Origin of the sequence: Sulfoacidibacillus ferrooxidans (assembly GCF_022606465.1) — a bacterium.
Classification (GTDB): Bacteria; Bacillota; Bacilli; order Alicyclobacillales; family SLC66; genus Sulfoacidibacillus; species Sulfoacidibacillus ferrooxidans.
In genome coordinates this window covers 801,292-819,064 of record NZ_JALBUF010000001.1, presented here as the reverse complement: position 1 = coordinate 819,064, position 17,773 = coordinate 801,292, and the positions used below count along the sequence as shown (strand labels likewise).

General features: G+C 44.4%; 15 protein-coding genes. 10 read left to right on the top strand and 5 right to left on the bottom strand.

The genetic code is table 11. From position 1 onward, the window contains the following. Window positions 1–6 precede the first annotated feature (6 nt). From MM817_RS04010 to MM817_RS04000, 3 genes are all read left to right on the top strand, one after another. Window positions 7–906 (top strand): YegS/Rv2252/BmrU family lipid kinase, encoded by a 900-nt coding sequence (locus MM817_RS04010; protein ID WP_241712136.1) that lies wholly within the window; start codon window positions 7–9, stop codon window positions 904–906. Window positions 907–930: 24 nt separating this feature from the next. Beyond that, complete coding sequence (gene rlmD / locus MM817_RS04005; protein WP_241712135.1) at window positions 931–2,349, top strand: 23S rRNA (uracil(1939)-C(5))-methyltransferase RlmD; 1,419 nt, start codon at window positions 931–933, stop codon at window positions 2,347–2,349. Window positions 2,350–2,712: 363 nt separating this feature from the next. Beyond that, entirely contained in the window at window positions 2,713–3,486 is a 774-nt protein-coding gene (locus MM817_RS04000) for a COG4705 family protein (protein WP_241712134.1), read from the top strand. A gap of 496 nt (window positions 3,487–3,982) precedes the next feature. Here the strand turns inward: MM817_RS04000 and rbsK are convergent, their stop codons facing one another. From rbsK to MM817_RS03975, 5 genes are all read right to left on the bottom strand, one after another. Next, the gene (gene rbsK / locus MM817_RS03995; protein ID WP_241712133.1) at window positions 3,983–4,927 is read right to left on the bottom strand and encodes a ribokinase; all 945 of its coding nucleotides are present in this window, start codon (window positions 4,925–4,927) and stop codon (window positions 3,983–3,985) included. Between the two features lie 21 nt (window positions 4,928–4,948). Next, complete coding sequence (gene rbsD / locus MM817_RS03990; RefSeq protein ID WP_241712132.1) at window positions 4,949–5,341, bottom strand: D-ribose pyranase; 393 nt, start codon at window positions 5,339–5,341, stop codon at window positions 4,949–4,951. A gap of 28 nt (window positions 5,342–5,369) precedes the next feature. Continuing rightward, a complete protein-coding gene (locus MM817_RS03985) occupies window positions 5,370–6,362 on the bottom strand; it encodes a LacI family DNA-binding transcriptional regulator (RefSeq protein ID WP_241712131.1) in 993 nt (330 codons plus the stop codon). Window position 6,363: 1 nt separating this feature from the next. After that, entirely contained in the window at window positions 6,364–7,236 is an 873-nt protein-coding gene (locus MM817_RS03980; protein WP_241712130.1) for a damage-control phosphatase ARMT1 family protein, read from the bottom strand. 158 nt (window positions 7,237–7,394) lie between these two features. After that, a complete protein-coding gene (locus MM817_RS03975) occupies window positions 7,395–8,738 on the bottom strand; it encodes an MFS transporter (protein ID WP_241712129.1) in 1,344 nt (447 codons plus the stop codon). 326 nt (window positions 8,739–9,064) lie between these two features. Between MM817_RS03975 and MM817_RS03970 the strand changes: the two genes are divergently transcribed. From MM817_RS03970 to MM817_RS03940, 7 genes are all read left to right on the top strand, one after another. After that, on the top strand, window positions 9,065–10,042 hold the full coding sequence (locus tag MM817_RS03970) for an inorganic phosphate transporter (RefSeq protein ID WP_241712128.1): 978 nt from the start codon (window positions 9,065–9,067) through the stop codon (window positions 10,040–10,042). 38 nt (window positions 10,043–10,080) lie between these two features. Then, complete coding sequence (locus MM817_RS03965; protein ID WP_241712127.1) at window positions 10,081–10,713, top strand: DUF47 domain-containing protein; 633 nt, start codon at window positions 10,081–10,083, stop codon at window positions 10,711–10,713. Window positions 10,714–11,067: 354 nt separating this feature from the next. Beyond that, entirely contained in the window at window positions 11,068–11,712 is a 645-nt protein-coding gene (locus MM817_RS03960) for a GntR family transcriptional regulator (RefSeq protein WP_241712126.1), read from the top strand. A 15-nt stretch (window positions 11,713–11,727) separates the two neighbouring features. Beyond that, window positions 11,728–13,335, top strand: a complete 1,608-nt coding sequence (locus MM817_RS03955) for an FAD-binding oxidoreductase (RefSeq protein ID WP_241712125.1) — start codon at window positions 11,728–11,730, stop codon at window positions 13,333–13,335. Between the two features lie 5 nt (window positions 13,336–13,340). After that, on the top strand, window positions 13,341–14,942 hold the full coding sequence (locus tag MM817_RS03950; protein ID WP_241712124.1) for a glycerol-3-phosphate dehydrogenase/oxidase: 1,602 nt from the start codon (window positions 13,341–13,343) through the stop codon (window positions 14,940–14,942). Then, entirely contained in the window at window positions 14,942–16,510 is a 1,569-nt protein-coding gene (locus tag MM817_RS03945) for an FGGY-family carbohydrate kinase (protein WP_241712123.1), read from the top strand. Before MM817_RS03950 ends, MM817_RS03945 begins: the two co-directional genes overlap by 1 nt. A 17-nt stretch (window positions 16,511–16,527) precedes the next feature. Next, entirely contained in the window at window positions 16,528–17,703 is a 1,176-nt protein-coding gene (locus MM817_RS03940) for an iron-containing alcohol dehydrogenase (protein ID WP_241712122.1), read from the top strand. Window positions 17,704–17,773: the final 70 nt, after the last annotated feature.

Genomic DNA, 17,773 nt, shown 5'->3' with positions numbered 1-17,773 from the left:
AAGCGCATGCGTGAGCGGGTTCGAGTCATCTATAACCCAACGGCCGGGAAAGAAGCTTTTAAGCACTCTCTTGCAGACGTCCTTTCCATTCTCGAAGAAGTCGGCGGGATGGAAGCGTCTTGTCACGCAACTAAACAAGCGGGAGATGCGACCAAGGCTGCGATTGAAGCTGCACGTGATGGATTTTCCTATGTCGTTGCGTGTGGCGGAGATGGTACGGTGCACGAAGTGGTTAACGGACTAGCGCAATGCAAGCAGCGCCCTATTCTTGGGATTATTCCTTCTGGTACGACTAATGATTTAGCACGTGCTTTAGGTATTCCTTTCCATATTCAACAGGCTGCAAAGATTGTAGCACGACGCAATACGATGCCACTTGATTTGGGCTTAATTGGTGCAAATCGATATTTTGTTAACATTGCAGCATGTGGTCGATTAGCGGAGATTACTTACGATGTACCCAGTAAGTTAAAGACTATACTAGGGCAATTAGCATACTACATGAAGGGGCTAGAGCGTCTGCCAGGCTTGCGCCCGATTCATTTGCACGTTCAAGCGGGGGATGTTGTTTACGATGGCAAAGCGATGTTATGTCTAATTACCAACTCCCGTTCCGTTGGTGGCTTTGAACATCTTGCGCCCAATGCGCTCGTACATGATGGTTTGTTGGATGTGCTAATTGTGAAGCCTACTAACCTTGGTGATATGATTCGGATCGTGAGTTCAGCGTTACGGGGTGAGCATACGAAAGATGAACGTGTCATGTATTTTCACAGTAGCGATATTTCTCTATCATCAAATGAAGAAGTAGATCTCAATATCGATGGGGAATTTGGTGGAAAACTACCACAACACGTGAGTGTCATGCCGCAACATCTATCTGTAATTGTCATGGAGAAGAAATAGAGAACTAGATAGGGGCTACGTGGAGTGGGTAAAGATCAATTGATGGCACCACCGGTTGCTGTACTCGACCAGATAACCGTGGATGTGCTACGGCTAGGTTATCGTGGAGAAGGTGTGGCGCGGTATAACGGATTTACTGTTTTTATCGATGGAGCTTTAGCTGGTGAATTGGTTAAAGTGCAGATTAGTAAAGTCATGCGTACATTTGCAGTAGGAAAGATACTTTCCATTATTCGCACATCTCCACAACGTGAGACACCTCCTTGTGAGGTATTTGACCTGTGCGGTGGGTGTCAATTACAACACGTATCCTACGATGCACAACTGCAATTTAAACAGCAAACTGTGAAAGATGCTTTGGAGAGAATCGGGAAATTCGATTCCGAAGTGGTGAGAACGTTGGTTTTGGACACGCTGTTGCAAAGCGATCCGTGGCGCTATCGCAATAAAGTAAGTTTGATGGCAACCGCTCGTTCGGGTCGCTTTGTAGCAGGTTTTGTGGAAGAGGGAACGCATGAACCGATAGAAGCACAGACATGCATGATACGGCCTAAAGCGTATGATGAGCTGTTACATACGATTACTACAAACTTTACCGAACTTGGGATTCGTCCTTATGATGAAAAGAATCGCCGTGGTGATGTGCGGCAACTAGTGATTCGCTCCAATAACGCCAATGAAGTCATGATCGTTATGATCACACAGGGACGTGAGCTACCACGCGCTGAGTTGTTCTGCAAAGTACTTGCAGAACGCATGCCTGAAGGATATCGCTTGGTGAGTGTGATCCAACAAAAACATAGTATTGCAGCTGATTCAACAGAAGGTCAATTCATTAAAGAGCGGGTGCTCTTTGGATCTCCCTATATGCAAGAAGAGATTGCGGGTCTTACATTTCGTATCTCTGCATCAGCGTTTTTGCAAGTGAATCCCATTCAGACACTTGTGCTTTATGAAAAGGCACTGGCCTCTGCAAAGCTAACTAAAACAGATGTTGTATTTGACCTCTTTTCGGGTGTTGGGACTCTCTCACTGTTAGCTGCTAGGCAGGCGAAAGCGGTCTATGGGGTGGAAAGTATACGGGCGGCGACAGAGGATGCAACGTTTAATGCGAAGAATAATGGTCTGACGAATACGCAGTTTCTCTCGGGTTTTGTCGAAGATATCGTGCCACAATTAGTCTCTGATCGCATATGTCCAGATGTTGTTTTGCTTGATCCTCCACGTGCAGGATGTGCCGCACAAGTGTTAACGGCTCTAATAGATCTTGCACCACAACGGATTGTCTATATCTCTTGCAATCCAGCAACGCTGGCACGTGATTTGCGTCATTTGGTTGATGGTGGGTATGTGATGACAAGCATTCAACCAGTTGACATGTTTCCACAGACAGCACATGTGGAAGTGATCGCGTCCTTGTTGCTACACGATGTAGCCCAATAACAATCTCCAGCAATCTCGAATAATTATCTGCCCCAGACATAATAAATACCTGATTCAAGCGGGAAAAGTGCGTGAGGCAAAATGGAGAAATTCCCATTCCTCAAGACCTTTTCCCTTCTCTTTTCCCCGAACTTTATTTGATCAAGAATAAAGTCTTGCCAGACTGAAAGCGGGGAAAAAGCAAGGGATTATTTGATGGGAACATAGGTAGAAATGTAAAAAGGCTAATTTGCAAATTTCAAAATCAGAATAAGGAAAAGGTTACAGAAGGGTGAAGGGAAAGGCTCCTTTTCTGTCATGATCGTGACTATATGGTAGTCTTAAAAAGCTACAGCACACCGCATGAGAGGAACAAATGCATCTATGAATCAGTCTTATTCCATAACCCAAAATCGAGGGAAACGCCTCTTAACAAAGGTTCCAGAAATCACGATATACTTCTGGATTGTAAAATTGCTGTCAACTGCCATGGGTGAAGCGACTTCAGATTATCTGGTTTATCACATCAATCCGTATGTTGCGGTGATGCTCGGTTTCGTTGGCTTTGTGATTGTGCTCATCCTACAGTTTTCCGTTAAGAAATACATAGCGTGGATTTACTGGCTCTTAGTCGTTATGGTTGCGATTTTTGGCACGATGGTTGCAGATGTGACGCACATTGTTCTGGGAGTGCCATACTACGCCTCGACGACAGCGTTTGCCATCATCCTGACCGTAGTTTTCACGGTTTGGTACAAGGTGGAGGGGACGTTATCCATCCACAGTATTTATACTCGTCGTAGGGAAATGTTTTACTGGGCGGCTGTGTTGGCAACTTTTGCGATGGGAACCGCAACTGGTGATATGACTGCGACGACATTCCATCTGGGCTATTTTCTTTCGGGAATTCTGTTTATCGTGTTGTTCCTGCTACCAGGAATCGGTTACTTTCTGTTCCGCCTCAATCCGATCTTTGCATTCTGGTTTGCCTACGTCATCACGCGACCACTTGGAGCTTCATTCGCAGATTGGTTCAGCAAGCCGCAGAGTATCACAGGGTTGGGATATGGAGACGGGATTGTTGCGGCAGTATTCACTGTGTTGATCGTAATTTCCGTGGGCTATTTGACGGTTAGTAAAAGGGATGTCCAGCGTTAAGAGGAAAGACATGGGTACAGGACGAGTTCGGTCGCTCATGACTGAGGAAAGTAAATTGTTGGGGTATGAGCATGGAGAGTAAAGCTCACTTACGACAGGAGGTGTGGTGTTTGCTGTTCCATGTAACGGCATGACACGACATGGATAACTGTGGAATGTATAACGACGAGGTGAGGCACGGGTTACAAGAATTTTTGCAAACCATGCCAAATCGTTGCCAGGAGTTAGGCGTGAAAGTTCATTTTGCTCTAGCAGGGCATCCTGATCATGTATTCTACTTGCTTGTCGAAGCGGATGACTTAACCTCCACATGTACACTGTTGTGCGAAGTGCCAATGAAGCAGGAATTCGATAGTAAGCCAGTACGAACATGGATACGGTGGAGCAAGTACTTACACTTCTACGTCGATTGGGGGCAGTTGAGACAGGAGTAGCATGCAGTGACGTGATTATCGTTAATCCTATCTTTTTTGCGTGTGGGTATTCAAGTGGCTCATCATTCGACGTTTTTACAGTTCATCCACTGTTGCTCACTTAAAAACGTGGTTACTTCAGAGAATGAAGGGATCGAAGGTTCTGCACCACTTCGTGTAACACTCAGTGCTGCAGCGGCATTTGCATAGCATAATGCGTGCTGTGGCGGATATAATGCGGCCCTAAGTGCAACATAAAATCCCACAAATGTATCGCCTGCTCCTGTCGAGTCGACTACATCAATCCTATGAGCATCAATTTTTCGAGATAGCCCCTTATCGTTGACAAAAAAGACGCCTTTGTTTCCAAGTGTAATCATAACCTCATGGACACCAAGGTCGATAAAATGCTTGGCGGCTAATGAGATGTCCTTGCCTTGAACGAGAGTTAGCCCGCTTAATAAGGATGCTTCACCTTGATTTACAATGAGGATATCCACCCACTCAAAAATATCTTTTGGGATGTCCTGAGCAGGTGCTGGATTGAAGCATACTGGTATGCCAAGTTGGTGCGCCTGTTGCATAACCGCTTTAGTAACATCTAATGGAATTTCATTTTGAACGATGAGAACGTCCGGCTTACTATCAAATGCTTGATGGAGATGCGCATCGCGTACAGATAGTTCTGCATTGGCACCTTCATGTAACACAATGGTATTTTCACCTGATTCATTGACACTAATAAATGCAAGCCCTGTGGAACTTTGCTTTTGTTCGATATGGGAAACATCGATTCCATTTGCAGAAAGTTTACTCAAAAGGGTTTGGCCCATCTCATCATGGCCCACTGCACCAACCATGGTAACACGCGCCCCTGCGCGTGCAGAAGCTATGGCCTGATTGGCTCCTTTTCCACCGCAAACATACCCGATCTCCGCTGATCTTACGGTTTCCCCTGCGAAAGGAAGTTGCGCGACACGCAAAACGACATCCATATTGATACTACCTACAACTAAAATATGAGCCATGTAAATCCTCCTTAGCTATGATTAAAATACCACACCCGCTGTAAGAATGACATTTGCATAAGGAGTCCATTCACCTGTGCGCACAACAGCAACGACATCATGTAGCTTCTGCTTAAGCATGTCATGAGGTACTTTTACCATATTAGTAGGAAAGATATGTACGATCTCTTCAAGGAATTGAGGAAGTGTATTGGCCAATTCTTCAGCTACAATGAGTGATTCCACGTCGAGTTCACTAGATATCGCTTGAAGTACTGAAAGTAGTGGTGGCATATTTGGTGCAACCGCTAAATCAATGACAGGTATGTGAGTTGGGATAGGTAGTCCGTAATCAGCTATAGCGATAGATTGACCATGACCTAACCGTGCTACAATTTTTGATAATTCGCCATGCAGTAGGCCACTACGTTTCACATTCATCTACTTCCTTTATCTCGTTATATTACTTTCTATTCGTAGATTCTCTCAAAATAAGGAGTGGTTCAAACTCTCTTACGTTGCGAGACTCTCTCGTCTCATCTTGCATTTTTTTATGAAGCATATCGAAAGCAATACGTCCCATCTCATAAGCAGGTTGGTCAACTGTACTTAGTGGTGGTGCAACATACTCTGCCATGGCAATATTGTCGTAACCAATCACTAAAAGATCATCTGGAATACGGATATGCAGTGAAGCGGCGGCTTGTAAGATCCCTACTGCCATGAGATCGTTACCTGCAAAGATCCCATCTGGAGGAACATCTCGAGTAAGGAGTTCCATTCCCGCATCATACCCAGAACGATAGCGAAAATCACCTTTTACTATTTCCCAACTGACGTTAGCCTCTTTGATCCCTAAAAGAAATCCCTTTTGTCTAGCAATAGAGGCAGGGGAATGTGTTGGCCCAGAGATATGGGCTAGTTTTCTACATCCCATATCTATCAAGTGTTGGGTAGCTAGTAAACCACCCTTTTTATTGTCGCTCCATACAGAGTCACTCCCAGGAAGCATGGTGAAACGATCTACAAATACCATGGGCAATGGATCAATTAACTCTCTTAAGGATGATTCAGAACTACGACTACCAACAGCAATTACACCTTCAGCCCATTTTTGACGAAGTAACTTACTATACATTTTCTCTCGCTCCGCTTTCCAATCTGAGTTGCAAAGAATGACTGTAAACCCTTTGGCGATCGCTGCATCTTCAGTACCACGTGCTACCTCAGCAAAAAAAGGGTTTGCGACATCTGGAATAACAAGTCCGATCGTAGCTGTCTTGCGGCTAACCAGTCCGCGAGCTAGTGGACTTGGAGTAAAGTCAAGCTCTGCCATAGCTTTCATAACACGCTTTGCTGTATCTGGACTAACATATCCATTTTGATTAATGACTCTCGAGACTGTTGCAATTCCTACGCCAGCTAGTTTTGCGACATCTTTAATCGTGTGGGTCATCTCAGGTCCTGCCTACTAGAGAGGGTTGTAGTAAGTATGCTACATTCTCTCCAAAGGGCACATCAGCGAATCGCGCACTTGGCATGCATTTTGTACGATAGAGGAAAATGATGGGTATCCCTAGAGAAAACTCAGTCACACTTTCGAGGTGTGCAATCCCTTTTGCAATGATTAGGTCGGCATCTTCGAAAAGATTTAAGATATGCTGAGGAGCTACAGTAGGTAACATACCAACTCCTGAAAGTCCATTTTCTATGACTGTAGCCCCTGTATCAAATAATCCAATAGATTGCGCTTCTTTTAATGTAACATCATTAAGAAAAGGAAAACTTTTGACTACAGCAGTGACCTGATGACCCTGTTGTACGAGTAAACGAATAGCTTCGCGATCAAATACGGCCTCCCCACAGTTGTCTAGCAGATAGACGATCTTCATAGGCTTTTGTGGAGAAATCTCTAACATAGAAAGGTCATTGCGCATAAATCCCTGGGCACTTGCTTTTAAAAAGCCTTGTATCATGACTTCAGAATCAGATTCTAGACCAACATCGATCATATTAGCGGCGGTTGCAAGTAAGAGCCAATCTGAAATAGTCATGGATTTTGTATGATCCAGAGTGAGTAGGTAAGTTTCTGCAAACTGATTGGCAGATTTCTTTTCTTCTTCATACGGATCACCATCTTGTAATTCTTTTTGCACCGAATCATATAGAGTAGTCAATGGTAGGGCAGGACTATCAGATGAAGAATAGGCCTGTATGGATGCCAAAATGGTTTTGTGTAGTTGTTTGCATTCGTTATCAGCTGCTCGTTTGGCTAGGGTACGGGATAGTTGTTGTTCAAAACATTGTGAGCATTCTTTAGCAATTTTCATGCTGATCCTCCTTTTATTTAATAAGATGATGATAGCGAAAAAAGTGTATTTTTTATAGATCGTGACGAGTTTGTTCGGGAAACGTTTCCACATCCCCCAAACAAACTCCACATACGATGGATAGAATCACACTCTAAATCAATGGGTAATGGTTGGATTCAGGATCTTGAAATACTCGTGGGAGTATCGATCGAGAGTGCTATGCGAGCTGGATGTCCCTCGTGAAAATCAATTGGGCCTCTGTAAAGAATAGGAAACAATATTCCTGAAACAAAAACAATAGCACCAGTAATTTCAAAACCTAAACTATAACTGTTTGTGGTCTGCACTAAATAGCCCATGAGTAATGGCGCGATAATGCCACCTGTTTGGATAAGCGTATTTGCGAAGCCTGCTGCAATACCTGCGCCAAATGTACCACCGACATCTGTCGGAATGGTCCACACTGGTCCAAGTTGCATCAATACAAATGCAAAACTAATAGATAATAAGGCAACTCCAAGTGCAACAGAGTGGACCGAAATGGCTGGAAATAGCAAGATACCGCCAACAAATAACCCGCCCGATGTGGGGATTGCCCGAGCCCAACGATAGCTACCATAGCGTGCTAATAGATGGTCTGTTAGCCAGCCACTAAAAGGAATGCTAATGGCAGCTAAGATCCACGGTAGAGCTGCTACAAGACCTGTTTTGGGTAAACTAAGTCCCCGCGCAGTATGGAGATAAGCTGGTAGCCATGAAGTTAATGTAAATAAAAAGTATGCTAGTGTCCAATTTGCTACTACTAGTGCCCAGAGTGAAGGCTTTTTTACTACATATTGTAGTGTTTTTAGAACTGCAGGTTTTTGACCTTGATCTTCAACTTTTTCTTGTCCTTGAATAATATATTCTAACTCTGCATGATTAACTTTTGTAGAGTCTGTGGGAAAGTCAGATGCGAGATTCCACCAGACAAGTGCCATAATGATACCGAGTGCGGCAATAATGACAAAAGCCCATTGCCAAGATAAAACGAGCATGAGTAATGTAATGAGTGGAGCCCCAATGGCCGAACCTACTGCTAAACCCATGTTTTGTAATGCCATTGCTTTCCCTCGTTCTTTTGTAGGGAACCAACGCACACCAACCATGGAGGCTATACCCCAAGTCATACCTTCAAAAAATCCAAATCCTACACGAATCCACATCCATCCAGTGAAAGATGTGGTTAGAAGAGGAAGAACCATGAAGATTGACCAACCAATGAGAGCAAATGTATAGAGTTTGCGTGGCCCCCAAACAGATGCCATAATGCCACCAGGTAATTCACCTAAAAACAATCCCCACACAGTAGCACTAAAAATGACTCCCATCTGTAGTGGGCTAAAGTGCAAAGCAGAAGTAATGAGTGGTTCTGCTACACCAATGTTTGCACGATCCAGATAGTTGACAACGACAATCAAAAAAACCATGCCCATCATCATCCAGCGTATTCTGCTCTTACCTGCTACTACTTCATTCAATCAGATACACCTCCTCAAAATGGTAAATAGGTACAAATGGTAAACTTAATATAAGTAAGGGCTTTCATGTGGAAAGGTTTCCACATGCACATTGTAATGAGCTAAGAATAGATCTGTCAATATATTTTGAACAGTAATAGGGTAGAAGAATGGATCAATATCCGCAAACATACGTTGATAAAATGGCGAATCTATGTTAAGTTCTTCTAAAGTTAATGTAAAGGAATTGTAAAGGATCGTTGGTTTATTACACTGACGTGCGAGATAGTTGATATCCATAAGTGAGATACAGAAAACAAAGGCAGATGAGACAGAGGGGGGTGCAGATGCTTCTTTCTGTGAGTGTATTTATTCTTATTGCTCTTTTCGCTTTAGTGTCAGGGTTTAATGATGGTGGGAGCATTATTGCAAGTTTTTTAGTTTCTGGTGTTCTGCCTGCCAGGCTGATTGTACCCCTTTTGATCATCAGCGTAGGTCTTGGACCACTCGTGTTTGGTACGGCAGTATCGCATACCATAGCCGTGGAAATTGTGGATTTTCATCGTATGGGGTTACAACTTCTTTGTACAGCTCTATTTGCTTCCTTGTTGACGCTATTGATCACGTGGCGATTAAAAATACCTACGAGTACAACGATTGCATTGGTTGGTGGGGCAGTTGGCTCGGCATTAGCACACTACGGTATATCATCCATTCATTGGATCGGCGTAGTCAAAGTATTTACGGGATTTATCGGCTCCGTTTTTGTAGGATTTATCGTAGCATATTTGTTGACTAAAGTACTGTGGATACTTTTCTCACGTATGTCGATGACGTGGATGAGACGCTTGCGTTATGGGCAATATGTCACTGCTTTTTTTCAGGGTTTGGCGTATGGAGCTAATGACCAAGAGAAGGCCATTGGATTAATGGCTGTAGCTATTGCACTTGTTTTTCATACGACTGGATATCATGTGTCGTTTATTGCTATTCTTTTCCCGCTAATTTTTTGGTCGATTGGATTAGTTGTAGGCGGTTCTAGAATTGCACGTACGCTAGGTGAGGGAGTCGTCAAGCTCGGACCTATTAACGCGCTTAGTGCACAGACAGCAGTGGCTTTGTCTGTAAGTGCAGCATCTGTATTTGGCTTAGTAGTGAGCACAACACAGACAACCAATGGGAGTTTATTTGGGATGGGAACTGCCCGTAACCCCTATGCGGTTAACTGGGCAACATCCATAAAGATCGTAAAGATATGGGCATTGACTTTGCCGCTTGCATTGATTGTAGGATGGCTAAGTACTGATCTTCTACTTTTCATGTAATACATGGGTTTTAGAATCTTTTTATCGAGGTGAGCAGCATGAATTGGAAAAATTTACTTACTGGATCATCAACTGTTTTTCAAGATTTATTAATCCGTCAATTGGAGTTAACCCATGAGATGACTGCGTTACTTCGCGATTATGTTCATATTCATGGATCTGGTGAGGAAGCTGGCATCAAAGAAAAAGCATCTGATTTAGAGCACGAGGCGGATGATATTCGACAAGCACTCGTGGATCGGTTGGTTCAGACTTTCGTCACGCCATTTGATCGTGAAGATATCAATCATCTATCCTGCGCCATTGATGACATTTGTGATTATAGCGAGAATACCATCAAAGAAATCTCTGTTTATGAAATTAAACCGGATATCTATGTAACGGATATGGTAGATCATCTGCACAAATCGGTTGGTAAGTTACTGGAAGCATCGCGTTTATTGGGGCAAGACAATCGAGGTTGTAATGTAGCAAGTATGGAGGCTAAGTCTCTTGAAAACAAAATTGAAGGTATCTATCGAAAGGCAATTGCACACCTGTCTAACGAGTTAGATATTCCTTATATGATCAAGATTCGCGAAGTGTATAGACACTTGAGTAATGCCGCCGATCGCGTTGATGCAGTAGCTAATATTATGAACTCGATTGTCATTAAAAAATCATTTGCTTGAGTTTTTTGATGAACGGATTACAAAAAATCGGTGATGGTAGTGCTAGGTCGTGTGTTGTTCAAGGGGGGTAGTGAGAAGTGTGTTCTCTCCCTGTGAACCATACACGACCCTTTTGGTATGTGGGGGGAACACGTACATAGAGAAGCTCAAGCGATGTGGGTATCACATGAACGGGACATGTGTATCGGGCGACAATGTAATTATGCTTTCTAAAAATCATCTTTACAATTTTGAAAATTTCATATAGTGTGGTGGTCAGACCACAAAACAACGGAAATGTGATTGAAGCAAAAGGGGGATCCCTAGATTTTACAATACATACATGAAGGATCAGCATCTGATCGCTTAGAGTCGATGTTCATTCGTCAAATTGCTGATGGAGAACTGGAAGTAGGTACAGTGTTACCTCCAGAACGTGAGTTAGCTCTATTGCTTGGAGTATCGCGTTCTACTGTACGTGAAACTTTACAAAGAATGGCGTGCGATGGGTTTGTGCAAACGCGCAAAGGCCAGCCAGCCCTTGTACTAGACTATAGAAAAACCGGGAATCTTGCCACATTGGTGCAACTTGTGCAGCTTGGCGAGCAGCTATCTTCTAGTTTTATTGAGTATTTTTTAGAGATAAGAAGTCAACTAGCACCTCTCTGGATTAGCAATCTCATGAGACGTAACACGGATGAATTGGAAGATTTTCTTCGTTCTTCATCGTTATTACACGATGATGCGGGCACATATGCTCTATATGATTTTCAACTTCAAAAAGTGTTAGCAGAAGGGTCGGGAAACCCTATCTATCTGTTTTTAGTCAATAGTTTGGCTGCTGTTTATCAGGCACATGGCAATTATTATTTTTCTTTACGCGATCAACGTCAGTATTCTTCACAGTTTTATCGTCAGCTTCTTCAAACGGTGAGTGAGGGAAGGGCTAATGACGCGGAACAACTAGTTCGTGTTGTGATGGAGGAAAGTGCCTTACGTTTTTTGCGATTGATGAAGTAAGAAGGAGGTGGTGATATGCGAAGGTGGAATGGGTGGGGAGAAGAAAGCGTTTTCCAAAAAGTTAATCCGATAGCATTTGAATACTTGCAAGCGCATGTAGGATTAGCCAAAACAAGCCATTCACTCACATTTGACGAACTAATAGCACTCGTTCCCTCTTCTCGACTTACACAGCATGAGTTATTAGCTTGCTGTGACATGACATGTGATGCAAAAGATAGAGCATTACACGCAGTAGGTCAAAGTTTGCCTGATTGGATTGGGTTGCGTATGGGACTTATTGAGCGATTTCCAGATGCGGTGGCGTATCCCAAAAGTGCACAAGAAATACGGACATTATTGGACTTGGCGAGTGAACATGATATTCGATTGATCCCATACGGTGGAGGGACAAGTGTAGTTGGTCATCTCACTGTGCCAGATTCATTACAACCAGTAGTCACAGTGGATATGCGCAGGATGAATCAGCTTCTTCATTTTGATCCAATGGAGCAATTAGCCACATTTGAAGCTGGGATAAGCGGTCCAGAGATTGAGGATTGTTTACAAGCAAGGGGATATACACTTGGCCATTATCCCCAATCTTTTGAGTATTCAACACTGGGTGGATGGGTAGCCACACGTTCTGCAGGACAGTATTCACTAGGATATGGACGCATGGATTCTTTATTTGTTGGAGGGAGATTGGAGACGCCGGCAGGTTCCTTTGTGTTAAAACCTATACCCGCATCAGCGGCAGGACCTGATCTTCGCCAGACTGTTCTGGGTTCAGAGGGACGACTTGGGATTATAACAGAATGTACCGTGAAAGTATCAAGACTCCCTAAACAGGAGCGTGTACATGCAGCATTTTTTAAAGATGCGGAAACGGCACTTACAGCTGTTCGTGAATTGGCACAAGCCGATCTGCATATGACGATGATACGGCTTAGTTTAGCAGCTGAAACGGAAACTACCCTTGCATTGGCGTCACACCAAAAGGTGCTGTCCTTTGTGAAGCTGGGATTGTCATTATGGGGTGTCAAGGATCAAAAATGCCTCTTACTCTACGGAGTAGCCGGGTCGACAGATGCTGTATCACAAGGATTGCTAAGTGCTCGCAGGATCATAAAACAGCAGGGTGGCATTTTTGTAGGGCAAAAATTTGGTGAAGAGTGGAAAAAGGCACGCTTTCAATCACCGTATCTGCGCAATACGTTATGGGAAGCAGGGTATGCCATTGATACATTGGAGACTTCTGTCATCTGGTCAAAAGTGAAAACGACTATTGCTGCGATTGAAGATGCGCTAAAGAATGCCGCGCGCCTTCAACAGGAACAAGTACATGTATTTACACATGTGTCACATGTCTACGCGGTGGGTTCGAGCATTTACACCACGTATGTTTTTCGTTTAGCCGATACGGCTGATGCCACGCTTGCTCGATGGCAAACCTTGAAGTCAGCTGCTAGTCAGGCGATTGTGGAGCAAGGTGGCACGATTAGTCATCAACATGGAGTCGGGTTAGACCACAGGCCATATCTAGAAGTGGAAAAAGGGGAACTGTGGTTGCAGATGCTCCGTGCAGTTGCAAAGACAGTCGATCCAAAAGGATTAATGAACCCAGGCAAATTGATGGAGTGAGGCCTATGAGGCAGCGTCAAGAGGTATGGAGTCAATTGCAACAGTCATGGGATCTTATTGTCATTGGGGGAGGGATAACAGGTGCTGGTGTATTTGCTGAGGCGTCGCGTCGTGGATTGCGTTGTTTATTACTTGAGCAACGAGATTATGCATCGGGGACGTCCAGTCGATCGGGCAAATTAGTCCATGGTGGACTGCGTTATTTAAAACAGGGGCAGATCAAACTGACACTTCAGTCTGTGCGTGAACGTGAGCATTTGCTTGCGCGGTACCCTGGCATGGTTGAACGACTGCCTTTTTTAATGCCGCTTGCATCTGCTTCTGTGTCATCGCGTATCACGTTAAAGACAGGGTTGTCCTTGTATGATTTGATGGCTGGACGAAGAACGCACCATTTTCGCACAGCAGAACAAGTGTTACGAGAGATTCCTGGTATGGAGAGCGTTTCTTGTTTTGGCGGTTATCAATTTGAAGATGCAAAGACAGATGATGCACGACTGGTTTTGCGGGTGATTGAAGAAGGTCAGCAACATGGTGGAAGTAGTGTCAATTATGCAAAAGTGACAGAGTTAATGCGAGATCGACAAGGCCAAATTCTAGGTGTCACGGTTTGCGATGAATGTTCTGGCCAATACGCAGAGATAAAATCGTCGCTTGTCATTAATTGTACGGGTATATGGACTGATCAACCACCATTTGCTGTTCAAAATGGTCCGCCATTGCGTAAGTTACGCGGTAGTCATTTGCTTCTTCAACAGCATCGATTACCACTTCAAGGGGCTGTCAGTTTTTTTCATCCACGAGATTCGCGTCCTGTGTATGCATATCCATGGGAAGGTGTCATCTTGTTCGGTACAACAGACATTGAGCATATGCAGTCTCTTGATACTGAACCACACATGACGGGTGTTGAAGGAACCTATTTATTTGAAGCACTTACAGCACAATTCCCTCATGCAAAGCTTCGCGTGGAAGATGTACTCTCCGTATATTCAGGAGTGCGTTCCGTGATTGACACTGGGAAGGAAAACCCATCGGAGGAGTCGCGGGAGCATGCTATTTGGGCTGATTCTGGCTTTGTATCTGTGACAGGTGGAAAGTTGACTACGTATCGCCAGCTTGCAGTTGCTGTTTTGCATGCAGCAAAGTTGTGGTTGAGAGGTAGCTATGGTGTAGCTCGCAAAAGCAATGTGCAGGAAATTAAGATACCACCCTTAGAAAAAATAGATGGACATGGGCAACTACAAAGTGTTCATCGTCTCATGCAACGCTATGAGGATGACGTTGTAAGGGAAATATGGGGGAATACATCGTTGGAGGCACAAGAGAGTCTTGCAGGCACTGGGATTTCCCTCGCCGAACTGATGTATGCAGCTCGCTCTGAACAGGTGGTTCATTTAGACGATTTATTGTGGCGACGAACAAGGCTAGGGTTGATCGTTCACGAGGGTGGAGTAGGGCTCCTTCCTGAACTTAAACAACCGATTGCATCGATGTTAGGGTGGGGAGAAGAGATGTGGACAGCAGAGGTAACGCGATATCAGAATCTATGGCAAAGTGCCTATAGTCCACGCCTACTCTCTGTACAATCACATGAAAAAGGGTGATGAAAGCAGTGATTGCAGACAAAGTGCTCGCTATTGATGTGGGGACGCAAAGTGTGCGGGCGCTTGCATTTGATGCACTGGGAAATCTTATAGCGGGCGTACAATTGCATTATGACCAGCCGTACGAAAGTGCTAAACCAGGGTTTGCAGAACAGGATGCAGATTATTTTTGGCGGTATATAGCAGATGCATGTCAGCAGTTATGGAAAACAGGAGATGTTTTGGCACATGAAATTGCAGGTGTTGCTGTGACAACGCAACGTGCAACGATTGTCCCTTTGGATGAACACGGCGTTCCGCTTCGCAAAGCGATGTTGTGGCTGGATCAGCGCAAAGCAGAGCTTGTTCCAACTGTCGGTGCAACTATGGAAGCATTGCTTTTTTTTACCCGACTACGAAAAAGTGTGCGTGCGCTGCAAGCAAGCGCACAAGCCAACTGGTTGCTACTCCATGAACCTGATCTGTGGGCAAAGATCAAAAAATACATTTTTTTATCTGGGTATGTAACCTATAAATTGACGGGAGAGTTCAAGGATTCGACAGCATGTCAAGTGGGGTACATCCCATTTGATTATCAAGCGCAAACTTGGCCGCGTGCCTCACACTGGATGTGGCGAGCGATCCCTATTAAAAGAGAATGGTTACCCACATTAGTACAGCCAGGTGGCATCTTAGGTTATGTAACAGTAGAAGCTGCAGCGTGCACTGGATTAGTTGTTGGATTGCCAGTGATTGCAGCCGCATCTGATAAAGCGTGTGAAACGCTTGGTGCAGGGTGCCTCCATGAAAGTCAAGGATGCATTGGATATGGTACGACAGCTACGATTAACGTGAATGTTGCTCGTTATAAAGAGCCTGTCTTTTTACAACCAGCTTATCCGAGTGCAGCTGCAGGTCAGTATCAAATGGAAATTCAAATTTTTCGCGGCTTTTGGTTAGTGTCCTGGTTTAAAGATGAATTTGCAAAAGAAGAGCAGAGAATGGCAAAAGAACGTGGAATTCCGGTAGAGGCATGGTTAGATCGGGAGATTGCTGACGTGAAGGCAGGGGCTGACGGGTTATTGCTCCAACCCTATTGGTCTGCAGGAGTTCGCTATCCTGGGCTTGAAGCACGTGGAGCAGTCATTGGATTCCATGCAGGTCATACAAAGGCACATCTATATAAGGCACTCCTTGAAGGACTTGCTTACAGTATGCGAGAAGGGAAAGAACGCATCGAGCGTAAAACCGGCACTCTATTAACGAAGATGTTTATATGCGGTGGCGGTTCGCAAAGCGATCAGATGATGCAAATTACGGCAGATGTGTTAGGTATGCCCGTTGTTCGAACAAAAATTCATGAAGCATCAGGGTTAGGGGCAGCGATTCTTGCGACAGTTGGTGTTGGATGGCATGCAGACTTACACATAGCGGTAAGAGCGATGACTGGTCAGGGCGAGTCATTTGAACCGCGTAAGCAACAAGTACAAGTGTACGATCAAGTATATAGGCATCAGTATCGTCGCATGTACAGTAGATTGCGACCATTGTATCGCGCAATGTCAGGGTTGCAAAAAAAAGAAAGTTAAAAGGAGAACGGATCCTGATGATGGATTTCTTTCAGTTCCAAGTGCCTACGCGAATTGTTGGTGGGGAGCCAGGCTTTCTACAAACCATGGCACCAGAATTAGCAGCTTTTACTGGGATGCGCGCAGCAGTCATTACTGATGCGGTCATATGTACATTACCCGCTTATCAGCAGATGCTTACGAGCTTAGAGGAGTCAAACATCCAAGTCGTAGCCAGTTATCAAAGTGTTCCGCAAGATAGTGATGTGCAAGTTGTACATACTGTGCGCGATGCTTTACGTCCCATGGAATGTGAACTGCTCATTGCTATAGGTGGAGGAAGTGTCATGGATACTGCAAAAGCGGTAAATATTGTACTGACTCACGCAGGCGATCTACTGGAGTATCAGGGGGCACATATACTTACCGAACCTTTACTTCCTCTTATTGTTATACCGACAACAGTAGGGACTGGGTCAGAAGTGACGATGGTTTCTGTTATTGCTGATGCGACAGATCATAGGAAACTAACCTTCGTGGATTATCGACTAGCACCAACACTAGCTGTACTCGATCCAGCAGTGACGTTTAGCTTGCCAAAAAGCTTGGTGGCAGCGACTGCAATGGATGCTTTAACCCACGCAATAGAAGCGTTTATTGATGTAGAGCATTCACCGTTTAGTGATCTGTACGCTGTTGAGGCGGCTAGGATCATTCGCGAACAGCTGTTGTGTGCACTTGATGATCATGGTTACGAAGAGGCACGAACTCATTTGCAAATGGCGGCCACGATGGCAGGTATTGCTTTTAATCATAGTATGGTTGGCATTGTTCATGCACTTGCACATGCGCTTGGAGGAGTGTCACGAGTGCCCCATGGTGTAGCCAATAGTTTAATGCTTGTCGAAGGCCTTCAATTTAATATGGAGGAAGTACCTGAAAGGATCGCAGAAATAGGCGTGCGTGCAGGATTTGTCGATGTCCAAAATGATGTTCAAGCTACAGCAAAAGCGTCTATTGTAGCTATTGCACAGTTGCGAGCAGATGTCTGCGCGAAAAGCGGGATTGCCTCTACATTGTCTGCAGCAGGTGTCTCTTATGAGCAGATACCCCTTCTTGTGGAGCGTGCTAGTGAAGATGGAAGCTTATTATATAATCCCAGAATGGCCGAAGAGAATGACCTTTTGAAGATGTATGAACACATGATGAAGTGATTATTACAACATGAGTGATGTGGAGCGTGAGGCAATTGGCGTTAGTATATGACATGTTCATCGACGGACA